This window comes from Paraburkholderia acidisoli, assembly GCF_009789675.1.
Taxonomy (GTDB): Bacteria; Pseudomonadota; Gammaproteobacteria; order Burkholderiales; family Burkholderiaceae; genus Paraburkholderia; species Paraburkholderia acidisoli.
This window is the reverse complement of record NZ_CP046913.1, coordinates 1,336,941-1,359,028: the sequence shown is the minus strand read 5'-3', so window position 1 is coordinate 1,359,028 and position 22,088 is coordinate 1,336,941. Positions and strand designations below refer to the sequence as shown.

Annotated in this window: 16 protein-coding genes; 7 read left to right on the top strand and 9 right to left on the bottom strand. The window is 65.8% G+C overall.

Annotated elements, in window-relative coordinates:
• Window positions 1-16: 16 nt before the first annotated feature.
• Complete coding sequence (gene cysE / locus FAZ98_RS05860) at window positions 17-898, bottom strand: serine O-acetyltransferase (protein WP_158949639.1); 882 nt, start codon at window positions 896-898, stop codon at window positions 17-19.
• A 210-nt stretch (window positions 899-1,108) separates the two neighbouring features.
• Window positions 1,109-1,987: an RNA methyltransferase gene (locus tag FAZ98_RS05855; protein WP_407672052.1), complete on the bottom strand. Its 879-nt coding sequence runs from the start codon at window positions 1,985-1,987 to the stop codon at window positions 1,109-1,111.
• Window positions 1,988-2,377: 390 nt separating this feature from the next.
• Between FAZ98_RS05855 and FAZ98_RS05850 the strand changes: the two genes are divergently transcribed.
• The 4 genes from FAZ98_RS05850 (at window position 2,378) to FAZ98_RS05835 (ending at window position 8,882) form a co-directional block, all read left to right on the top strand.
• Window positions 2,378-3,178 (top strand): inositol monophosphatase family protein, encoded by an 801-nt coding sequence (locus tag FAZ98_RS05850; RefSeq protein ID WP_158949637.1) that lies wholly within the window; start codon window positions 2,378-2,380, stop codon window positions 3,176-3,178.
• A 211-nt stretch (window positions 3,179-3,389) separates the two neighbouring features.
• The gene (gene lplT, locus FAZ98_RS05845) at window positions 3,390-4,688 is read left to right on the top strand and encodes a lysophospholipid transporter LplT (RefSeq protein WP_158949635.1); all 1,299 of its coding nucleotides are present in this window, start codon (window positions 3,390-3,392) and stop codon (window positions 4,686-4,688) included.
• 119 nt (window positions 4,689-4,807) lie between these two features.
• The gene (mutS, locus tag FAZ98_RS05840; protein ID WP_158949633.1) at window positions 4,808-7,495 is read left to right on the top strand and encodes a DNA mismatch repair protein MutS; all 2,688 of its coding nucleotides are present in this window, start codon (window positions 4,808-4,810) and stop codon (window positions 7,493-7,495) included.
• Between the two features lie 67 nt (window positions 7,496-7,562).
• The gene (locus FAZ98_RS05835) at window positions 7,563-8,882 is read left to right on the top strand and encodes a hypothetical protein (RefSeq protein ID WP_407672041.1); all 1,320 of its coding nucleotides are present in this window, start codon (window positions 7,563-7,565) and stop codon (window positions 8,880-8,882) included.
• 83 nt (window positions 8,883-8,965) lie between these two features.
• Here the strand turns inward: FAZ98_RS05835 and FAZ98_RS05830 are convergent, their stop codons facing one another.
• On the bottom strand, window positions 8,966-9,511 hold the full coding sequence (locus FAZ98_RS05830; RefSeq protein ID WP_158949629.1) for an FKBP-type peptidyl-prolyl cis-trans isomerase: 546 nt from the start codon (window positions 9,509-9,511) through the stop codon (window positions 8,966-8,968).
• Window positions 9,512-9,543: 32 nt separating this feature from the next.
• Here FAZ98_RS05830 and FAZ98_RS05825 point away from each other — a divergent pair, with 32 nt between their 5' ends.
• A complete protein-coding gene (locus tag FAZ98_RS05825; protein WP_158949627.1) occupies window positions 9,544-10,779 on the top strand; it encodes a cupin domain-containing protein in 1,236 nt (411 codons plus the stop codon).
• Between the two features lie 231 nt (window positions 10,780-11,010).
• On the top strand, window positions 11,011-11,280 hold the full coding sequence (locus FAZ98_RS35555; protein WP_158949625.1) for a hypothetical protein: 270 nt from the start codon (window positions 11,011-11,013) through the stop codon (window positions 11,278-11,280).
• A 225-nt stretch (window positions 11,281-11,505) separates the two neighbouring features.
• Here the strand turns inward: FAZ98_RS35555 and FAZ98_RS05815 are convergent, their stop codons facing one another.
• The 3 genes from FAZ98_RS05815 to FAZ98_RS05805 all read right to left on the bottom strand — a co-directional run bounded on the left by FAZ98_RS05815 (window position 11,506) and on the right by FAZ98_RS05805 (window position 15,169).
• Window positions 11,506-13,803, bottom strand: a complete 2,298-nt coding sequence (locus tag FAZ98_RS05815; protein WP_158949623.1) for an ATP-dependent DNA helicase — start codon at window positions 13,801-13,803, stop codon at window positions 11,506-11,508.
• A 78-nt stretch (window positions 13,804-13,881) separates the two neighbouring features.
• A complete protein-coding gene (locus FAZ98_RS05810) occupies window positions 13,882-14,115 on the bottom strand; it encodes a DUF465 domain-containing protein (protein ID WP_158949621.1) in 234 nt (77 codons plus the stop codon).
• An 85-nt stretch (window positions 14,116-14,200) separates the two neighbouring features.
• Window positions 14,201-15,169, bottom strand: coding sequence for a hypothetical protein (locus tag FAZ98_RS05805; RefSeq protein ID WP_407672040.1), 969 nt, complete (start codon window positions 15,167-15,169; stop codon window positions 14,201-14,203).
• A gap of 218 nt (window positions 15,170-15,387) precedes the next feature.
• On the opposite strand from FAZ98_RS05805, the gene FAZ98_RS05800 reads away from it, so the two are divergent.
• Window positions 15,388-17,745: a Tex family protein gene (locus FAZ98_RS05800; protein WP_158949617.1), complete on the top strand. Its 2,358-nt coding sequence runs from the start codon at window positions 15,388-15,390 to the stop codon at window positions 17,743-17,745.
• Window positions 17,746-17,855: 110 nt separating this feature from the next.
• Here FAZ98_RS05800 and FAZ98_RS05795 read toward each other — a convergent pair whose 3' ends face one another.
• The 3 genes from FAZ98_RS05795 to FAZ98_RS05785 form a co-directional block, all read right to left on the bottom strand.
• The gene (locus tag FAZ98_RS05795) at window positions 17,856-19,742 is read right to left on the bottom strand and encodes a potassium transporter Kup (RefSeq protein ID WP_158949615.1); all 1,887 of its coding nucleotides are present in this window, start codon (window positions 19,740-19,742) and stop codon (window positions 17,856-17,858) included.
• Window positions 19,743-20,063: 321 nt separating this feature from the next.
• Window positions 20,064-20,633, bottom strand: a complete 570-nt coding sequence (locus FAZ98_RS05790) for a phosphoribosyltransferase (protein ID WP_158949613.1) — start codon at window positions 20,631-20,633, stop codon at window positions 20,064-20,066.
• A gap of 33 nt (window positions 20,634-20,666) precedes the next feature.
• Complete coding sequence (locus FAZ98_RS05785; protein WP_158949611.1) at window positions 20,667-22,013, bottom strand: adenylosuccinate synthase; 1,347 nt, start codon at window positions 22,011-22,013, stop codon at window positions 20,667-20,669.
• Between the last annotated feature and the right edge of the window lie 75 nt (window positions 22,014-22,088).

Below are 22,088 nucleotides of genomic sequence, written 5' to 3'. Positions count from 1 at the left end.
TGAAGCCGCGCGGGCTTCAGACGTTCGCCGGCGCCTGGTCGGCGTTATCCGCTTGATGGGTTGTGTCCGCGCGCGTGGCGGCTTGGGCCGTGGCTGCCGCGCTGCACTCGATGCCGGCCGACAAGCGCCGCAACTCGATCAACGCCGCGTCCGCGCCGTGCAGCGCTTCGAGTCGCGTGCCCAGCCGCTCCAGCGCCACGACAATCGCATCCACACGCTGGGTTTGCGTCGCCGCATGATCGATCAGGCCATGAATCGCGAGCGACACGGGATCGTCCGCGTTCGGCGAAATGCCGTAGGCGCAAAAGCCTTCGCGCGCCGGCTTCGCGTTCGCGGCCGCGCCCGCAGCCACCGCCTGGCTGGCCACATCGACGGCCGCCTTCGCGGGCGCCACGATGCGCGCGGGATTGCCCACCGCCGTCGCGCCTTCCGGCACCGGCTTCACGACCACCGCGTTCGAGCCGATCTTCGCGCCCGCGCCCACCGTGAAACCGCCGAGCACCTTCGCGCCCGCCCCGACGATCACGCCCGCGCCGAGCGTGGGGTGACGCTTCGCGCCGCGCGTGAGCGAGGTGCCGCCGAGCGTCACGCCCTGGTAGATCGTGCAGTCGTCGCCAACTTCGGCCGTCTCGCCGATCACCACGCCCATGCCATGGTCGATGAACACGCGGCGGCCGACGGTCGCGCCCGGGTGAATCTCGATGCCGGTCAGAAAGCGCGCGAGCTGCGAGACGTAGCGCGCGAGCCAGCGGTATTGCGCGCGCCAGCACGCATGCGCGAAACGATGCAGCACGAGCGCGTGCAGCCCCGGATAACAGGTGAGAACTTCCCAGGCGCTGCGGGCGGCGGGATCGCGCTCGCGGATCGTGGCGATGTCTTCGCGAAGTCTCTTGAACATGGCAGTCACGCTGGACGGGTCGAACATGGGGAACGGCAGCGCCGCGCATGACGCGCGGCGGCCGGTGTCGCGCGCCGCTTATGCAGTCGCGCGTATTTGCTTATGAGGTTTCGTCGATTTTAGGCGCAAAGCGGCCATGCCGCCGGAAGCCCCCGTCGCCGTCAAGGTCGGCGCGAACGCCGGGCCAGCGACGAGAAAACCGGTCGCGGATCAGCGGCCGTCGCCCTTGCCCTTCAGCATGAGGATGTGTTTCGCGATGCCGCGCACGATGTTGACTTCCTCGCGCTCGAGCCCCGAGCGCGCGAACAAACGCCGCAGGCGCGACATCAGTTTCTTCGGATTGGCGGGATCGAGAAAATCGAGCGCGATCAGTGCGTTCTCGAGATGGACGTACATGCGCTCGATGTCGTCGCTCGCGGCGAGCGGCCCGGCAACCCCAGGCTGCGCGGCCGCGCCCGCCGCTACCGCCGGATGCGACGCGGCGCCCGGCGCATGGGCGTCGAGATACGCGAGGCGCAGCTCGTAGGCGAGCACCTGCACCGCCTGCGCGAGATTGAGCGAGCTATACGCGGGGTTCGCCGGGATGTGCGCGAGCGCCGTACAGCGCTCGACGTCTTCGTTCGAGAGGCCCGTGCGCTCGTTGCCGAACACCAGCGCGATGTCGCCGCCGTGCGCGACCTGGCGGCAGGCGTCCTGCACCGCGTGACGCGGCGCGGCGGGCGGCGGACCGTATTCGCGCGTGCGCGCCGTGAGCGCGAGCGACCACTGCACGCCCGCGAGCGCGTCGGCGAGTGTAGGGACGATGTGGGCGGCCGCCAGCACGTCGTCGGCGCCGCTCGCCATCGCCACCGCTTCCGGGTCGCAATGGACCTGCGGCACGCGCGGCGCGACCAGCACGAGGCGCGAGAAGCCCATGGTTTTAAGGGCGCGCGCCGCCGCGCCCACATTGCCCGGGTGGCTCGGCTCGACGAGCACGAAGCGCGTGGACGTGAAGCCGCCCGCGAGGGATTCGTGGACGTCGTGGGTGTCGGGGTGGGGGGCGGACGTCTGCGCGCCGGCCGGAGCGGCGGAATCGGGGTGCACCAAGATATGTCTCGAACGCGAAGCGTAAGGAAAACGTCTATGTTAGCGCGGCTGGGCGCCGGGGCGGAGCCTCCGCACGCCCGTACCGCGGCTAAGCCGCGCCATCGGTCCGCCCGAGCGGCCCGGTCTCGGGTAAAATGCGGGATTCGCGCGTTTCATCGCCGCGCCGGAATCTCCTTTCGTCTCGACCCGCTTCGGCCCGAATCGACCGTTCCCGCGCCACGCCGGCCTTCGTGCCGCCGCGCACCGCTCTTATCCAATTCGTCTCCGTTGACGGGACAGGCAACGCCGGCCGCTCGCGCCGCGCGCCCTGTCCAATCGTTAGACGCTTTTATCTTTCGCAACACGGGCGCACCGCGTGCATTACGCGGGCGTTCGACACTAAGGATCTGGCTCATGCATCCCATGCTCAACATCGCTGTCAAGGCCGCGCGCCGCGCCGGACAGATCATCAACCGCGCGTCGCTCGATCTCGACCTCGTGCAGGTTGCGAAAAAGCAGCATAACGATTTCGTCACGGAAGTCGACAAGGCGGCCGAAGCCGCCATCATCGAAACGCTCAAGACCGCCTATCCCGACCACGCGATCCTCGCCGAGGAATCGGGCGAATCGGAGAACGAATCCGAATACCAGTGGATCATCGATCCGCTCGACGGCACCACCAACTTCATCCACGGCTTCCAGTACTACTGCGTTTCCATCGCGCTCGCGCACAAGGGACTCGTCACGCAGGCCGTGGTCTACGACCCGACGCGTAACGACCTCTTCACCGCTTCGCGCGGCCGCGGCGCGTTCCTCAACGACCGCCGCATCCGCGTGGGGCGCCGCGACCGTCTCGCCGACGGCCTGATCGGCACGGGCTTCCCGTTCCGTGAAAAGGACGGCCTCGACAGCTACTGCGAACTGTTCGCCGCCATGACCAACGCCTGCGCGGGCCTGCGCCGCCCGGGCGCGGCGGCGCTCGACCTCGCGAACGTCGCGGCCGGCCGCATGGACGGCTTCTTCGAACAAGGGCTGAACCCGTGGGACGTGGCCGCGGGCAGCCTGCTCGTGACGGAAGCCGGCGGTCTGGTCGGCAACTACACGGGCGACTCGGACTTCCTGCGCGTGGGCGAAGTGGTCGCGGGCAACCCGAAGATCTACGCGCAGATGGTGCCGATCCTCTCGAAGTTCACGCGCATCAGCAAGGGCGCCTGAGTCCCGGTGGCCCGCGCACGCATGACGATGTGCGGCACGGCGGGCTTCGTCGATATTTGCCGATCGATCGAACCGGATTGAACCCGGCCAGCGCACGACGCGCGCGGCCCTGTCAGCGGAGCGCTTCGCGCCTGAGCAACGAGCGGCTTCGGCCGCTTTTTCGTTTCGGCCGGTACGCGTTCCTGAACCCCGACGCGCGCGAGCGCATCCGATGAAAAAAGGCTTCTATACGATCATCGCCGCGCAGTTCGTGTCGTCGCTCGCCGACAACGCGCTGCTGATCGCCGCGATCGCGCTGCTCAACGTCATCTCGTCGCCGGCCTGGGTCACGCCGCTCCTGCAGATCTTCTTCACGGTCTCGTACGTGCTGCTCGCGCCCTTCGTGGGCGCCTTCGCCGACGCGCTGCAGAAGCGCCACGTGATGTTCGTCTCGAACGCGCTGAAGGCCGCGGGCTGCCTGCTGATGATCGCGGGCGTGCACCCGATGATCGCGTACGGCGTGGTGGGCTTCGGCGCCGCGGCCTACTCGCCCGCAAAGTACGGAATCCTCACGGAATTGCTGCCTGCCGAACGGCTCGTGGCCGCCAACGCGTGGCTCGAATCGGCCACCGTGCTCTCCACCATTGTTGGCACGATGATGGGTGGCGCGCTCGTCTCCACCTACGCCGACCGCTTCGTCGCGCATCATCATTTGCCGCTGCTGCACTCGGCCGCCGATCTCGCGATGTTCGCCGTGATGCTCACCTACGCGGCCGCCGCGCTCATCAACATCGGCATTCCCGACACGCACGCGCGCTACGAAAACCGCCTCAAGCAGCCGGGCCGCCTCGTGCACGACTTCGTGCACTGCTTCAACGTGCTATGGGCCGACAAGCTCGCGCAGATCGCGCTCTGGGTCACGACCCTGATGTGGGGCGCGGCCGTGACGCTGCAATTGCTCGTGCTCAAATGGGCCGACGCCAATCTCGGCCTCTCGCTCTCGAAAGCGGCCGTCATGCAAGGCGTGACGGGACTCGGCATCGCGCTCGGCGCGACGGCCGCCGCGGCGTGGGTCTCGCTGCGCGCCTCGCTCAAGGTGCTGCCCGTGGGCGTGCTGTGCGGCGTGGTCTCGATCGCCATGGCGTTCTACAACAAGAACCTCTTTCCGGCGGGTGAAGGCATTCGCGTGGGCACCTTCATCCTGCCCTTCTACCTGCTGTTCGCTTACCCGCTGATGGTGCTGCTCGGCACGCTCGCGGGCTTTTTCATCGTGCCGATGAACGCGCTCCTGCAGCATCGCGGCGCGACGCTGCTTTCCGCGGGTCATTCGATCGCGGTGCAGAATTTCAACCAGAATCTCGCGGTGTTGCTGATGCTGGGCGCCTATGCGCTGCTGCTCACCGCGAAGATGCCGGTGCAGTGGATCATCGTGGTGTTCGGCATTTTCGTTGCCACGCTGATCTGGCTCGCGAAACGGCGCAGCGCGGCAAACGCGCGCACCGTGGACCTCGCGGCGCTCGTGGACGAATAACGGCGCGCCTTGCGAGCATGACACAGCGCGAGTTCGCGCGGCATTGGCCGAACGGCTAGCTGTACATGCGACTGGCGCGCGTTACACTCACGCCCTGAACTCCAAGCAAGACACCGAGGATGGCTACACATACCGCCGGCCCAGCCGACATCGCCCAACACACCCCCATGATGCAGCAGTACCTGCGCATCAAGGCCGACCACCCGGGCACGCTCGTGTTTTATCGCATGGGCGACTTCTACGAGCTCTTCTTCGAAGACGCCGAGAAAGCCGCGCGCCTGCTCGATCTGACGCTCACGCAGCGCGGCGCGTCGGCGGGCAATCCCATCAAGATGGCGGGCGTGCCCCACCACGCGGTCGAGCAATACCTCGCCAAGCTCGTGAAGCTCGGCGAATCCGTGGCGATCTGCGAACAGATCGGCGACCCGGCCACGTCCAAGGGACCGGTCGAGCGCAAGGTCGTGCGCGTCGTCACGCCCGGCACGCTCACCGATGCGGCCCTGCTCTCCGACAAAAACGACGTCTACCTGATGGCCGTGTGCCCCGCGCACAACCGGCGCGGCGTGACCGTCAACGTCGGCCTCGCGTGGCTCAACCTCGCGAGCGGCGGCTTGCGTCTCGCCGAAGTCGCGCCGGATCAGGTCGCGGCCGCGTTCGAGCGCATTCGCCCGGCGGAAATTCTCGTCGCGGAACTGCCCGCGGAAAGCGCCGGCTGGGCGCCGCCCACGGGTCACGGCGCGCTCACGCGCGTGCCCGCATGGCATTTCGACGTAAGTTCGGGCAAGCAACGCCTGTGCGATCAACTGGATGTCGCGAGCCTGGACGGCTTCGGCGCGCAAACGCTCGTGAGCGCGTGCGGCGCGGCCGGCGCCCTGCTGCTCTACGCGGCGGCCACGCAAGGCCAGCAGTTGCGCCACGTGCGCAGCCTGAAGGTGGAAGTCGAAACCGAATATATCGGCCTCGATCCCGCCACGCGGCGCAATCTCGAACTCACGGAAACGCTGCGCGGCACGGAATCGCCCACGCTCTGTTCGCTGCTCGACACCTGCAGCACGACCATGGGCAGCCGTTTGCTGCGGCACTGGCTGCATCACCCGCCGCGCGACGCCGCGGTGGCGCAAACCCGCCAGCAGGCCATCGGCGCGCTGCTCGAAGCGCCGCCGCAGGCGAGCGTCGACACCTTGCGCAGCGCGCTGCGCCAGATCGCCGACGTCGAACGCATCACCGGCCGGCTCGCCCTGCTTTCCGCGCGGCCCCGCGACCTGTCCAGCCTGCGCGACACCTTCGCCGCGCTGCCCGCGCTGCGCGAACGGGTGACGGCCGCGAGCGGCGCCGTGCCCTCGCTCATGCATCTTGCCGAAGCGCTCGAACCGCCCGCGGAATGCGCCGCGCTGCTCGCCCGCGCGGTCACGCCCGAACCCGCCGCCATGGTGCGCGACGGCGGCGTGATCGCACGCGGTTACGACGCCGACCTCGACGAGCTGCGCGACATCTCTGAGAACTGCGGCCAGTTCCTGCTCGATCTGGAAACGCGCGAGCGCACACGCACCGGCATCGCCAATTTGCGCGTCGAATACAACAAGGTGCATGGCTTCTATATCGAAGTCACGCGCGGTCAGACCGACAAGGTGCCCGACGACTATCGGCGCCGTCAAACGCTCAAGAACGCCGAGCGCTACATCACGCCCGAACTCAAGACGTTCGAAGACAAGGCGCTCTCGGCGCAGGAGCGCGCGCTCGCGCGCGAGAAGGCGCTCTACGACGCGCTGCTGCAAACGCTGCTGCCCTTCATTCCCGACTGCCAGCGCGTGGCCTGCGCGCTCGCCGAACTCGATCTGCTCGCGGCGTTCGCCGAACGCGCCCGCGCGCTCGACTGGAACGCGCCGGTGTTTTCGGAGATGCCAGGCATCGAGATCGAACAGGGCCGCCATCCGGTCGTGGAGGCGCAGGTCGAGCAGTTCATCGCCAATGACTGCGTGCTCACGGCCGAGCGCAAGCTGCTGCTCATCACCGGCCCCAACATGGGCGGTAAGTCCACGTTCATGCGCCAAACCGCGCTGATCGCCCTGCTCGCCTACGTGGGCAGTTACGTGCCCGCGAAACGCGCGCGCTTCGGCCCGATCGACCGCATCTTCACGCGTATCGGCGCGGCCGACGACCTCGCGGGCGGCCGTTCCACCTTCATGGTGGAAATGACCGAAGCCGCCGCCATTCTCAACGACGCCACGCCGCAAAGCCTCGTGCTGATGGACGAGATCGGCCGCGGCACGTCGACCTTCGACGGCCTCGCGCTCGCGTGGGCCATCGCGCGGCATCTGCTCGCGAGCAACGGTTGCCACACGCTGTTCGCCACGCACTACTTCGAGCTGACGCAACTGCCGGCCGAGTTTCCACACGCGGCGAACGTGCATCTTTCGGCCGTCGAACACGGTCACGGCATCGTGTTCCTGCATGCGGTGGACGAAGGTCCCGCGAATCAGAGCTATGGCCTGCAAGTCGCGCAACTCGCGGGCGTGCCCGCGCCCGTCATCCGCGCGGCGCGCAAGCATCTCGTGCATCTCGAGCAGCAATCGGCGGGACGCCCCGCGCCGCAGCTCGACCTGTTCGCAGCGCCCGCGCCGGATTTCAGCGACGACTTCGACGAAGCCCCTACCCAACTCGAAGATCGCGCCGAAGCCGATCCCGCCGCCTCGCTCGTCGCCGAACGCCTGCGTGCGCTCGATCCGAACGAGTTGCGCCCGCGCGAAGCGCTCGATCTGCTGTACGAACTGCATGAGCTGGCCACGGCGCCGGACGCGAAACGCTGAGCGTCGCCTCGCGACGCCGCTGCGGCCACGTGGCCGTGGCGGCGTTCCCACGCGTTATCTAAAAATAATGCGCGGCGCCTGGCGGGGTCTTTGCGCCGCACTTGCGTTGTGGCTGGCCATCTCGGCGCACCTCGCCTGCGCGCAATCGCCGCGTTATGCGTTCGCTGTCATCGCCAATGTGGTCACGTCGCCAGCCGAGGAACCGGCGGCGCAGCGGCTCGTCGACGCCATCGGCCGCGATTCGCAAATTGCCTTCGTCGTCTACGACGGCAATCTTAAAGGCGCGCACGAACTCTGCGCCGATCACGTCTACGACAATCGTCATGCGCTGCTCGACGCCTCGCGACCGCCGCTCGTGTTCGTGCCGGGCGAGCGCGACTGGGTCACGTGCGGCAGCAACGGCTCGGGCGCCTATGATCCGGTCGAGCGACTCGATTTTCTGCGACAGAATTTTTTCGGCGATTCGAAATCGCTCGGCCAGGCACCGCTCACGCTCACGCGCGAAAGCGAGGTCTCGCGCTTTCGGCCGTATCGCGAAAACGTGCGCTGGCAACTCGGCGACACGGTATTTATCGGGCTCAACGCCCCCGACGGCAATAATCACTATCTCAATGCGGGCGGCCGCAATGGCGAGTTCGAAGATCGCGTCATCGCCAACGGTTTCTGGCTCGAACATGCGGCCGAATACGCCAAGCGCCGCAACGCGCGGGCGATCGTCATCTTCATGCAAGGCAACGCCCTCGCCGAACACTACGACCGCACCGATCATTTCGCGTGGCTACGCTTTCGCCGCGCGCCGCGCGATGGTTACGCCGAATTGCGCCGCAGCCTTGTGCGGCTCGCGCAGGCGTTTCGCGGCCCCATCATCATCGTGAACACCGACGAAGCGAAGCTCGCACGCGGCTTCGCGATCGACCAGCCGTTGCGCACCGAGAAGGGAACCAGGATAGATAACGTGACGCGCATTGCGTTTTCCTTGCGCGATCCGCAAACGCAATGGCTACAGGTGGAAGCCGACATGGCGCGCAGCACGCCGTTGCGCGTGAGCGTACGCGACGTGCCGAAGCACTTGCCGTTGCTGCCGGCGCAACCGCCCGCGCTCGCGCCGGGCGCGGCTTCGTCCACGCCGCTGCCGGATATGCCCGAAGTCTCGTCGATGCCCGACGTCACCGAAATTCCGGGCATGCCGCAAGCTCCCGACGTCACGCCCACGCCGCCAGCGCCGGGCGGAGCTTCATCGACGTTCAACTCGCCCGCGAGCAACCCGGTCGTCATGCCAGATTGGCCCGGGCGCAACGGCAACGTCGGCAACCTCGGCAACTTCGACAACAACGGCGCGCATAAAGCTGAGCCGCCCGGCGCTCCCGCGTCGGGCGGCTCATATTGATCGCCGCGTGACTGCCGTCCAATGTGCGGACGGCGAGATGCCAACCGCGCGGGCTTTACGCCAACGCAGTCGAGCCGTGGCGTTTAGTGCAGCGTAGGCTTCGCGTCGCCTTCTTCGCCGTCGTCCTCTTCGTCTTCATCGACGACTTCGAGGCCATCGGCGCCATGCGCGTGCTCGTGCTCGATCTCGTCTTCGGTCGCTTCACGCACTTCCTTGACCGTGAGCGCGAAACGCAGCGCCATGCCCGCGAGCGGGTGATTGCCGTCGAGCACGACCTTGTCTTCGGCGACGTCCGTGACCGTGTAGATGAGCGTGTCGAGATCTTCGTCGCCCTCTTCCGGCGTGCCCTCGAACTGCATGCCGACTTCGAGCGGCTCGGGAAAGCGCGTGCGCGGTTCGATCTTCACGAGTTCGGGATCGTATTCGCCGAACGCGTCGGTCGGCTCGAGCTGGATCTGGGTCTCGAAGCCCGGCTCCTTGCCGTCCAGCACTTCCTCGATCTTGGGGAACGTGCCATCATAGCCGCCGTGCAGATAGACCATCGGCTCGTCGCTTTCCTCAATCAGATTGCCCTGCGTATCCGATAGCTTGTAAGCAACCGAGACGACGGTGTCCTTTGCAATTTTCATTCGTTCCTCCAGATTACAGACCTCATTATACGATGCCGAAGCGGTCCCCAGACCACCCGGTGGACGCGCGCAAGCAGCGCGCCGCCGTCTCCCTGGCGAGTCCCGCGCCGAACGTCCCCACCTCCCTGTTAGGCGGATTGACGCCGGCGCAGTTCATGCGGAAATACTGGCAGAAAAAGCCGCTGCTGATCCGCCAGGCGATTCCCGACATCGAGGCGCCTCTCTCGCGCGAGGAACTCTTCGAACTGGCCGATAACGACGACGTCGAATCGCGCCTCATCACGCATTTTCGCCGCCGCTGGGCGCTCGAACACGGCCCGTTCTCGCCCGACGAACTGCCCACGCCGAAAACGCGTCAATGGACGCTGCTCGTACAAGGCGCCGACCTGCACGACGACCGCGCGCGCGCCTTGCTCGAACGGTTTCGCTTCGCCCCCGACGCGCGCCTCGACGACCTGATGATCTCGTACGCGACCGATGGCGGCGGCGTTGGCCCGCACTTCGATTCGTATGACGTGTTTCTGCTACAGGTCCATGGCAAGCGGCGCTGGCGCATCGGCGCGCAGCGCGATCTCTCGCTCGTGGATGGCCTGCCGCTCAAGGTGCTCGCGAACTTCGAACCCGAGGAAGAGTGGCTGCTCGAGCCGGGCGACATGTTGTATCTGCCGCCGCATATCGCGCACGACGGCGTGGCCGAAGGCGAGTGCATGACCTGCTCGATTGGCTTTCGATCGCCTTCCACGAACGAACTCACGAGTCAGTTTCTCTACTGGCTCGCGGAACGTCGCGGCGACGAGCCCGCCAGCGGCAAGAACGCGCTGTATCGCGACCCCGATCAGCCCGCCGTCGAGCATCCCGCACAATTGCCCGCGGCACTCGTAGAGCGCGTTGCGGGCGTGCTTGCTAAAGTGCGCTGGAATGACGCGGATGTTTCCTCGTTCGTGGGCTCGTATCTTTCGGAGCCGAAGTCGAATGTCGTCTTCGACTCGCCCGAGAAGCCACTCGACGAGCGACGTTTCGTTGCGCAGGCCGCGAAAAGCGGGATAACACTCGACCGCAGGACGATCCTGCTTTACGATTCGCGCTCGTATTACCTGAACGGGGAACAGTACTTGCTCAAGGAAGCGAGAAAGTGGCTGCCGGCATTGGCTGACAACCGCTTTCTGGATGGGAAACGCTTTGTAACACTCTCACACGATTCGTGTGTGACAGCGTTACTACACGAGTGGTATCGTGCGGGCTGGATACGGGTTGGGGTGCTTGCCTAAGCGCTTCGGACTGTTTACCGTACTAATATAGTGCTTGTATGAGAAAGACAACGTATTGTCCCCGGATTTGTCGACGGTCGATACGAAAGTGCCTATAATTTCCGCCCAGGCCGTAGGGAAGATTCACGCTCTTGCTGTGCGTCTCCACCAGCGGCTCAAGGTCGGTGTTGGGGCACATTACCGGTTTTATTTTGCGCTGTTGCTTACCTTTAACCATAAAAGGACGTGATCATGAAGAAATCCCTCCTCGTAGCATCCCTGCTGGCAGCTGTGGCACTGGCTGCATGCAACAAGAGCAGCGACCAAGCTGCTGCGCCGGCTAGCGATGCGACCGCTGCTTCGGCACCGGCTGCTGCCGCTTCGGATTCCGCAGCTGCTGCTTCGGGCGCTGCTGCTGCTGCGAGCGACGCTGCTGCTTCGGCTACGGCTGCTGCTTCGGACGCTGGCGCTGCCGCTTCGGACGCTGGCGCTGCTGCTCCGGCTTCGGGCGCAAGCCAGTAAGCTGCGTTCGCACGACACTCGTCCGGGTCTCCGGGTCCGGCGAGTCTCGCAGCGAACCGCCCTGCAGTCTGGCGTTATCGTCATACGCGGGGCGGGCAAGCAAAAAAGCCACGAACTCAGGTTCGTGGCTTTTTTGTTTTGCAGCCCGCATTGACGTGAAGCGCGTGTAACTCCGTCAGTCGATGCGCAATCCAACACGCATCGACTCGTCCCGCGCAGACCCGGTCAATCGTCCGTGCCCGGTTCCTGCTGCGCGGCTTCGTTCTCGAAGAACGCCTGCACGACTTCGATCTCGCGCGTGCGCTTGAACGGCGGCAAGCTCTGCCAGATGCGCCGGCCATACGGTTTATCGACGAGACGCGTATCGCAGATCATCAGCACGCCGCGATCGGTTTCCGCGCGAATCAGCCGCCCCGCGCCCTGCTTGAGCGTAATGACGGCCTGCGGCAACTGATGAACCGCGAACGGGCTCAAGCCTTTCTTCGTGAGCGCATCAAGACGCGCCGCGAGCACGGGATCGTCGGGCGGCGCGAACGGCAGCTTGTCGATGACGACGAGCGACAGCGCATCACCGCGCACGTCCACGCCTTCCCAAAAACTCTGGCTACCCACGAGAATCGCATTGCCGTACGCGCGAAAACGCTCCAGCAATTCGGTACGGCTGGCGTCGCCTTGCACGAGCAGCGGCGTATTCCAGCCGCGTGCCTCGATCGTATCGCGCAGCTTCGCGGCAATGCGATCCACGGCGCGCAAGGTCGTGCACAACATGAAGACGCCGCCGCCTGACGCCTCGATCGCGGGCAACGCCGCGTCGAATACCGCGTCGGTGAATTGCGGCGACGACGGCTGCGGCATGTTACGCGGCACGTACAGCAAGCCCTGCTGCGGATAATCGAACGGGCTCGGCAACGTCATCGAACGGCGCGAGCTCAGACCCATCTGCGCCGCGTAATGCGTGAAGTCGCCCTTCACCGAAAGCGTGGCCGACGTGAAGATCCACGTGCGCGGCACGCCGGCGCGCTGCTTCGCGAAGATCGGCGCGACCGACAGCGGCGTCTCGTGCAATTGCACCGTGTGCGAGAACACTTCGACCCAGCGCACCTTTTCGTCGGCGTCATGAGCGTGAGCGGATTCGTCGCCTGCTTTCGTCTCGGACTTGCGCGCGTCGCGTTGAGGCGTGGCGTCGGCGGCGGGCACGGTCCAACCCGCGAGAATGCCCTGCAACTCGCGCGCGCGCCGCAAGCAAGCGCCCAGCGACTCCGCACGCTCGGCCTGGCCGCCAAGCGCCGTGGCCAGCACGCCGAGCTCCGTCTGCAACGCATCGAGCGCGTCGAAGAGCGGATGATTCTCGGGCAACTGCGTGATCGCGAGACGCAGCGAATCTTCCTTGAACGCGAGACGCACGTCGCGCGCGGCACGTTCGAGCCCGGCCGCGAGCTTGACCCATTCGACCGCGTCGCGCGCATGGCTCAAACCTTCGGCGACGCAATCGCGCGCGAGTTCGAGGAACTGCGTGGTGGAGAGCGTTTCGCCGAAGAACAGCGTGGCCGTTTCGGGCAACTGATGCGCTTCGTCGAAGATGATCGTGTTCGCGCTCGGCAGCAGTTCGGCCATGCCGGTGTCGCGCAACATGATGTCGGCGAAGAACAGATGGTGATTCACCACGACGATGTCGGCCTGCTGCGCCTCGCGGCGCGCCTGCATCACGAAGCAATCCTTGTAGTGCGGACACTCCTGGCCGAGACAGTTGTCGCGCGTGGAGGTGACCATGGACCAGACGGCCGCCGTTTCCGGCACGCTGGCGAGTTCGGCCTTGTCGCCCGAACGCGTGATCTTCGCGAAGCGCACGATCTCCTGCAGATACGCCGTTTCCTGGCGCGACGGCAAGCGGCCGTTGTCGGCCGTGCGCTGCAGATAGTAATGGCAGAGGTAGTTCGAGCGGCCCTTGAGCATGGCGATGCTGACCGGCACCGCGAGCGCATCGCGCACGGTGGGAATGTCGCGCGCGAACAGCTGGTCCTGCAAGTGCTTGGTGCCCGTGGAGACGACCACCTTGCCGCCCCACAGCATGGCCGGCACGAGGTACGCATAGGTCTTGCCGGTGCCCGTGCCAGCTTCGACGATCAGCGTGTTGTCGCCGGCATCGGAGGCGGCGCGCGCGGCCTCCTCGACGTCGGCTTGCCCGGCCGAGGCGACCGGCGCACCGCGCTCGAGGCGGCGCGCGGGACGCGCCTGCAACTCGAACATCGCGGGATCGGGTTGGGCCTGCGCCGAGGCTTCCATGGCGGCCGCCACGGCGCTCGACATTTCGATCTGCGCGGCGCGCGGGCGATAGCCGTCGATCTTGCGCGCGAGCAAGCCGTTGGCGGCGAAGAGTTCCTGGAGTTCGGCGGCGCGGCGGGCGCTCAGTTTGGCGGGCGCCACCACCACCGACGACGCGGACGATCCGGTCGCGCGTGCGTCGGCCGCCGGCGCGTCGCTGTCACGCGCGGGCCGGGAACGGGAAACGGTCGGAGAATTCAAGGCAAGCGGTTCCTGCTCGTTCCGGATGGGCGCGGCCCGGCTGCGATCGCCGCGCCCCGGCGCCTGCCGGGACGGGGATCAGGCGTGCCCGTCCGAAGTCTTCGTTGAATCGGGGTCCAGCTGCAATTGCAGCAGGATGATGTTGTCCTTGACCTTGAGCTTGCGCTTTTTCAGCTTCTGCAATTCGAGGTCGTCGTAGTCCGCGGTGTCGGCCATGCGATCGATCAGCCGATCGAGATCGCCATGCTCCGTTTCGAGTTGCAGAATGCGGTCACGAAGGACCTCGGCCTTGACTGCACGTTGCTCGCGCATGCTCGCCTCCTCGATAAAGGTGGCGCGCTTGCGAAGGACGGCGCGCCTGAGGTTGCTGTCCGGCTGAAAAAGCGTGTGACTCGGGTTACTGGTCTTGCTGCTGCTGTTGTTGCTGCTGCTTGAGTTGCTGCTGTTGCTGCTCGTCTTGCTGCTGTTTTTGCTGCGCCTTCTCGGCCGCCTGCTTCTGGCGCGCTTCCACGTCGGCCTTGTGCTTTGCGGCGTCTTCCTGCTTCTGCTGGAAGCGCTCGGCCTTCTGCTCGCGCTCCTGCGCCTGCTGCGCACCTTGCGCGCGCGCCTGATCGAGCTGCTTCTGGAAGTTCGACTGCTTTTGATCGTACGCCGCCTGGTTCGCGGCGCGCTGCGGTTGTTCGCCCTCGCGCTGCGCCTGCGCGAGCGCATGTTGACGCTGCTTGTCCTGGTAGGCCTGCTCGTTCGCCGCGCGCTGCGGCGCTTCGGCCTGGCGCTGCGCCTGATCGAGCGCATGCTGACGCTGCTTGTCCTCGAACGCCTTCGAGCTGGCCGCCTCGTTCGCGGCGCGCTGCGGCGCGTTCGCTTCGTCCTGCGCGCGCTGCAACGCGGCCTGCTGATCGCGCTGCTGCGCATGCACCGCGCGCTGCTCGTCGTCGAGCGCGAGCTGTTCACGGCGGATATCCGACTGCACCACGCGCATCTGGTCGCGCGCCTTGCCCAGACAGTGGTTCACGAAAAACGCGCTATAGCAGTCGTGCTGCGCGACGCCATAGCGGTAGTTGTTCTCCGCGCTGCGGCGGTCCAGCACCTTCTGCCGCGCGTCGAAGCCGGTCTGTTGCGCCGATACCCCCGACGCGTCGAGCGGCGCGGCGGCCACATCCGACGCGGCCAGCGGCGCGGAGGCGGCAGCTTGCGCGAGGGCCGGAACGCTCGTGCCCATGCTGATTACGACGGCGGCGACGGCGCAAATCGCCCCCGCGGCGATGGTCCGCCATGCAGCGCCAAAGCGCGCTTCGAACCGGGCAAGGGGCAAATCGGAAAGGCGGCGGGAGGTCGTCAACGTCTTCGATGGGCAGCGGAACATGGCCGAAATTCTAACACCCCGCGGGTTGAGCGCCCGGCCATTTATGGCAAAATGCCCCGCTCCACCGGCCGGCGGCGAAGCCCGGCGAACGCAAAAAAAGCGCCGGAAAAGCGCTTGCGCGCGCCACCGTGCGGCCACAGCGCCCCACGCCTTCATCCGTACGGCCATCGGACGCAATCCGGACCGCAAACCGATCCTCGCAGGAATATCCAGACCCTATGACGGAAACCGTAGCACTCAAGATCGTCCAGCGTATCGCCACCGAGCTGACCGTGCAGCCGCGCCAGGTCGCCGCCGCCGTGCAGCTCCTCGACGAAGGCGCCACTGTTCCGTTCATCGCCCGTTACCGCAAGGAAGTCACGGGCAATCTCGACGATACGCAACTGCGCACGCTCGAGGAGCGCCTGCTCTATCTGCGCGAACTCGAAGACCGCCGCGCCGCGATCCTCGCGAGCATCGAAGAGCAAGGCAAGCTCACCGACGAGCTGCGCAACGCGATCGAAGCCGCCGACAGCAAGCAGGTCCTCGAAGACCTCTATCTGCCCTACAAGCCCAAGCGCCGCACGCGGGCGCAGATCGCGCGCGAAGCCGGCCTGCAGCCGCTCGCCGACGCGCTGCTCGCCAATCCGCTGCTCGACCCGCAGACGGAAGCCGCGCAGTACGTGGACGCCGAAAAGGGTGTGGCCGACGTGAAGGCCGCGCTCGACGGCGCGCGCGACATCCTCTCCGAACAGTTCGGCGAAACGGCCGAGCTGCTGGGCAAGCTGCGCGACTGGCTCTACAACCAGGGCATGGTGATGTCGAGCGTGGTGGAAGGCAAGGAGAACGAGGAAGGCGAGAAGTTCCGCGACTACTACGACTACTCCGAGACCATCAAGACGGTGCCGTCGCACCGCGCGCTCGCGCTGTTCCGCGGCCGCAACGCCGGCGTGCTGATGGTCAAGCTCGGTCTCGGCGGCGAGCAGGATGCGCTGGTGCCGCATCCTGGCGAAGCGCTGATCGCGCGTCACTTCGGCATCGCCAATCAGGGCCGTCCCGCCGACAAGTGGCTCTCCGACGTGTGCCGCTGGTGCTGGCGCGTGAAGGTGCAGCCGCACATCGAAAACGAGCTGCTCACCAATTTGCGCGAACTCGCCGAAACCGAAGCGATTCGCGTGTTCGCACGCAATCTCAACGACTTGCTGCTGGCGGCGCCGGCCGGTCCCAAGGCCGTGATCGGCCTCGATCCGGGCTTGCGCACGGGCGTGAAGGTCGCCGTGGTGGATCGCACCGGCAAGGTGCTCGCCACCGACACGATCTACCCGCACGAGCCGCGCCGCGACTGGGACGGCTCCATCGCGAAGCTCGCACGCATTGCCGCGCAAACCCAGGCGGAACTCATCAGCATCGGCAACGGCACGGCCTCGCGCGAAACCGACAAGCTCGCGGCCGAACTGATGTCGAAGCATCCCGAACTGAAGCTGCAGAAGATCGTGGTGTCGGAAGCGGGCGCCTCGGTGTACTCGGCGTCCGAACTCGCCGCGAAGGAATTCCCCAGCATGGACGTCTCGCTACGCGGCGCGGTGTCCATCGCGCGCCGTCTGCAGGACCCGCTCGCCGAGCTTGTGAAGATCGAGCCGAAGGCGATCGGGGTAGGCCAGTATCAGCACGACGTGAACCAGCGCGAACTCGCGCGTTCGCTCGACGCCGTGGTCGAAGACTGCGTGAACGCCGTGGGCGTGGACGCGAACACGGCCTCGGTCGCGCTGCTCGCGCGCGTCTCGGGCCTGAACGCCACGCTCGCGCGCAACATCGTGGATTACCGCGACGCCAACGGTCCGTTCCCCTCGCGCGATCACCTCAAGAAGGTGCCGCGTCTCGGCGACAAGACCTTCGAGCAGGCCGCGGGCTTCCTGCGCATCAACGGCGGCGAGAATCCGCTCGACCGCTCCTCCGTCCACCCGGAAGCGTATCCCGTGGTCGAGCGCATGCTCGCGAAGATCAAGCGCACGATCGGCGACGTGCTCGGCAATCGCGAGGCGCTCTCGGGCCTCTCGCCCAGCGAGTTCGTCGACGAGCGTTTCGGTCTGCCGACCGTGCGCGACATCCTGAGCGAACTGGAAAAGCCGGGCCGCGATCCGCGCCCCGAGTTCAAGACGGCGACGTTCCGCGACGGCGTCGAGAAGGTGTCGGACCTCGTGCCCGGCATGCTGCTCGAAGGCGTGGTGACCAACGTGGCGGCGTTCGGCGCGTTCATCGACGTGGGCGTGCATCAGGACGGTCTCGTGCACGTTTCGGCGATGTCGACGAAGTTCATCAAAGACCCGCACGAAGTCGTGAAGGCCGGCCAGGTCGTCAAGGTCAAGGTGCTCGACGTCGACGTGAAGCGTCAGCGTATCGCGCTCACCATGCGTCTCGACGACGATGTCGCGAGCGGCGGCACGGCGCGCGGCGGCGCGCCGGCGGGCGGCAATCGGGAGTCGCGAGACTCGCGTAGCGGCGGTCGCGATAACCGCGGCGGCGGCGGTCAGCGTTCGCGCGAAGCGGAACCGGCCGGCGCGATGGCGGCCGCGTTCGCGAAGCTCAAGCAACGTTGATCTGAAGGGCTTGAGCGCGCTCGTTGCGCGCTCAACGACCAACAAAAAAGGCGCCGAGGCGCCTTTTTTGTCGTCTGCGAGAATCCCGCAACTTCGTCCCGCTACCTCGCTCAGATCTCGATCTTCGTGCCCAGCTCGACCACGCGATTGGCAGGAATGCTGAAGAAGTCCGTGGGCTTCGCGGCGTTCTGATGCATCCACGCGAAGATCCGCTCGCGGAAGATCGACATGCCCGGCAACTGCGTCGGCACCACGGTTTCGCGCGCGAGGAAGAACGACGTGTCCATCATCTCGAACGTCATGTTGTGCTGACGTCCGACTTCTTCCAGCACGGCCTGCACGTCGGGCGTTTCGTTGAAGCCGTAAGCGGCCTTCGCGAGGAGCAGGCCGCCGCCGATATCCTTCACCGTCACGCGCTCCGCGTTCGACACGTACGGGATATCGCGAATCACGAACGTGAGGAAAATCGTGCGCTCGTGCAGCACCTTGTTGTGCTTGAGATTGTGCAGCAAGCTCACCGGCACGAGCGTTTCGCTGCCCGTGAGATAGATCGCCGTGCCCGAGACGCGGTGCGGCGGATGCGCGAGCAAGCCTTGCAGGAAGGGCATCAGCGGAATGCCGTCGGCGGCCGTGCGGTCCTTCACGATCATGCGGCCCTTGAACCACGTCATCAGCAGGAAGAACAGCAGCGCGCCGATACCCAGCGGCAGCCAGCCGCCCTCTTCGACCTTGAGCAGATTCGCGCCGAAAAAGCCCAGATCGACAGCCAGCAGCACGGCGATGATGCACGCCACGAGCGCCCGGTTCCACTTCCAGATGTTGACCATCACCACGCCCACCAGCACCGTGGTGATCACCATGGTGGCGGTCACGGCGATCCCGTAGGCGGCCGCGAGGTTGTCGGAACTCTTGAACGCCACCACGATGCACAGAATGATGAACAGCAGCATCCAGTTCACGACCGGCACGTAGATCTGGCCGATGGCGAGATCGGACGTGTGCAGCACTTTCATGCGCGGCACATAACCGAGCAGAATGGCCTGACTCGTGAGCGAATACGCGCCCGAAATCACGGCTTGCGAGGCGATCACCGTGGCGACCGTCGAAAGCACGACGAGCGGCAGCAGCGCCCAGTCGGGTGCCAGCAGGAAGAACGGGTTTTCGATCGCGCGATGGTTCTGCATCAGCAGCGCGCCCTGGCCGAAGTAGTTCAGCACGAGCGAGGGCATGACGAGCGTGTACCAGGCGCAGCGGATCGGCTTTGCGCCGAAGTGGCCCATGTCGGCGTAGAGCGCTTCCGCGCCGGTGAGCACCAGGACCACGGAGCCGAGCACAACGTAGGCTTGCAGCAGGTGCGCGCCCATGAAGCTGACCGCGTAGTACGGGTTGATCGCCTTGATGATGGCCGGCGACTGCACGATGTGCGAGATGCCCAGCACGGCAATGGTGATGAACCACAGCACCATGATCGGCCCGAACAGGCGGCCCACGAGCGCCGTGCCGTGACGCTGGATCCAGAACAGCAGGATCAGGATCACCATGGTGAGCGGCAGCACGAGGTGCGTGAGCTTGGGCGCGGCGATCTCGAGACCTTCGACCGCCGACATGACCGAGATGGCCGGCGTGATCACCGCGTCGCCGTAGAACATGCACGCGCCGAAAATGCCGAGCGCCGTGAGCACCACGGCCGTCTTGCTCTTGCGGTTGAACGAGCGCATCGCGAGCGCCATGAGCGCCAGCACGCCGCCTTCGCCGTTGTTGTCGGCGCGCATCACGAAGAGCACGTACTTCACGCTCACCACGATCACGATCGCCCAGAACAGCAGCGAAATCACGCCGAGGATGGAGGTTTCGTTGAGCGGAATGCCGTGGGAGGGGCTGAACGCCTCTTTGAGCGAATACAGCGGACTCGTGCCGATGTCGCCGAACACCACGCCGATGGCCGCGACTGCAAGAGACGGAAGCGGCTGTTTGGCCTCGTGTGTGCTAGTTGTCATATACGCAGTGATCCGTTTGAGGCGGAAAAAACGAGCGCTATTCTAAACCGGGCGGCGCAGGATTCCGAGTCGTCGCCACCGCACTGCGACATAAGTTGTCCCCGCGCAGTTTAGCACCGGCCCCAAAAGGCGTCTGCCCGTCTGCGTCCCGATTCGCGACCGCCCGGCGCGCAGGCCCGAACCGGCGGGACTTTGGCGCTTTGCAACCGTCGTTCCCGCGTGCGGCCGCCGCCGCTCAGACGAAAAAAAACGGAGCCGCGAGGACTCCGTTTTCCCGATGCCACCGCCGAACCCGAAGACCGGCGGCACGCATTACCGCAATTACTTTTGCCCTTCCTGCGCCTGCGCCAAGCCGCGCTTGATCCACGCGCCGAGGTTGTGCGGGCGCACCGTGTCCCACTCCTCGAACGGCTGGTGGATCCACGGATTGGTCGGCAGATGCTGGACGAAATAGTCCGGCGTCACCTTCGAGCAGCCCTTGTACCAGAGCACCGCCGAGCGCACGCCGGTCACCGCCGGATAACGCTCCTTGAGATGCTCCTGCACGCGCGCGAGCGTGACGCCCGAATCGACCAGATCGTCGACGAGCAGCACGTTGCCTTCGAGATGACCGCGCGTCATGGTGATGTACTGCGCGATGTCCAGTTCGCCCTGCTCGGTGCCTGCCGCTTCGCGGTACGAGCTGGTCGCGAGAATCGCGAGCGGCAGATCGTAAATGCGCGAAAGCTGGTCGCCCACGCGCAAACCGCCGCGCGCGAGGCACAGAATCTGGTCGAATTTCCAGCGCGATTCGTGCACCTTGAGCGCGAGCAGTTCGATCAGCCGGTGATATTCATCCCAGCCGACCCACAGGTTCTTCTCGTCGTTGCGCGGGTCCATCATTTGAATCATCTTTGCTTCTACCTTCTTGCGACGGGTTGCGACTCAGACCTTGAACGGGTGACGCAGCAGGATCGTTTCGTCGCGATCCGGGCCGGTCGAGACCATGTCGATCGGCACGCCCGCGACTTCCTGCACGCGTGCGAGGTAAGCCTGCGCGCTCTTCGGCAGCGCGTCCCACTGCGTGATGCCGATGGTGCTTTCGCTCCAGCCGGCGAACGTCTCGTACACGGGCTCGCATGCCGCGACCTGCGAGGCGCCGCGCGGGAGAATGTCCACGTCCTGGCCCGCCACCTTGTAGCCAACGCACAGCTTCACTTCTTCGAGGCCGTCGAGCACGTCGAGCTTGGTGATGCACAGGCCCGTCACGCCGTTGATCTGGATCGAGCGGCGCAGCGCGGCGGCGTCGAGCCAGCCGGTGCGGCGCGGACGGCCCGTGACCGAACCGAATTCCTTGCCGACCTTCGCGAGCGTGAGGCCCACTTCTTCCTGACGGTCGGCGTTGTCGGCGTCGTACAGCTCGCTCGGGAACGGACCCGAACCCACGCGCGTACAGTACGCCTTCGTGATGCCCAGCACGTAGTTGAGCTTTTGCGGACCGACGCCCGCGCCCGCCGACGCCGCACCCGCGACGCAGTTGCTCGACGTGACGAACGGATAGGTGCCGTGGTCGATGTCGAGCAGCGTGCCTTGCGCGCCTTCGAACAACAGATTGCCGCCTTCGTGATTCACGTCGTACAGACGACGCGAAACGTCCGTGACCATCGGCTTCAGGCGTTCGGCGTACGACAGCATCGTGTCGAGCGTTTCCTGATAGTCGACCGCCGGCGCGCCCAGATACTGCGTGAGCACGAAGTTGTGATAGTCGAGGTTTTCACGCAGACGCGCGGCGAAATTCTCCGGCTCGAACAGGTCCTGCACGCGCAGGCCGCGGCGTGCCACCTTGTCTTCGTAAGCCGGGCCGATCCCGCGCCCCGTCGTGCCGATCTTCGCGGCGCCGCGCTTGGCTTCGCGCGCCTGGTCGATGGCGATGTGATACGGGAGGATCAGCGTGGTGGCTTCGGAGATGAACAGTCGCTTCTGGACGTCGATGCCCGCGGCTTCCAGCTCGCCGATTTCCTTGAAGAGCGCTTCAGGCGAAAGCACCACGCCGTTGCCGATGTAGCAGGCGACGCCGGCACGCATGATGCCCGAGGGAATGAGGCGGAGAATGGTCTTCTTGCCGCCGATGATGAGCGTATGGCCGGCATTGTGACCGCCCTGGAAACGCACCACGCCTTGCGCGTGATCCGTCAGCCAGTCGACGATCTTGCCCTTGCCTTCATCGCCCCATTGGGTGCCCACGACGACGACGTTACGCCCCGGGGTTACATTCACTGCGCTGGCAGACATGGTGTTTCGTTAGCTGGTTAAAAACGTATTTTACCTGGGTTCCGCGACAAGACCGCCTTTTTTTCCCGGAATTCG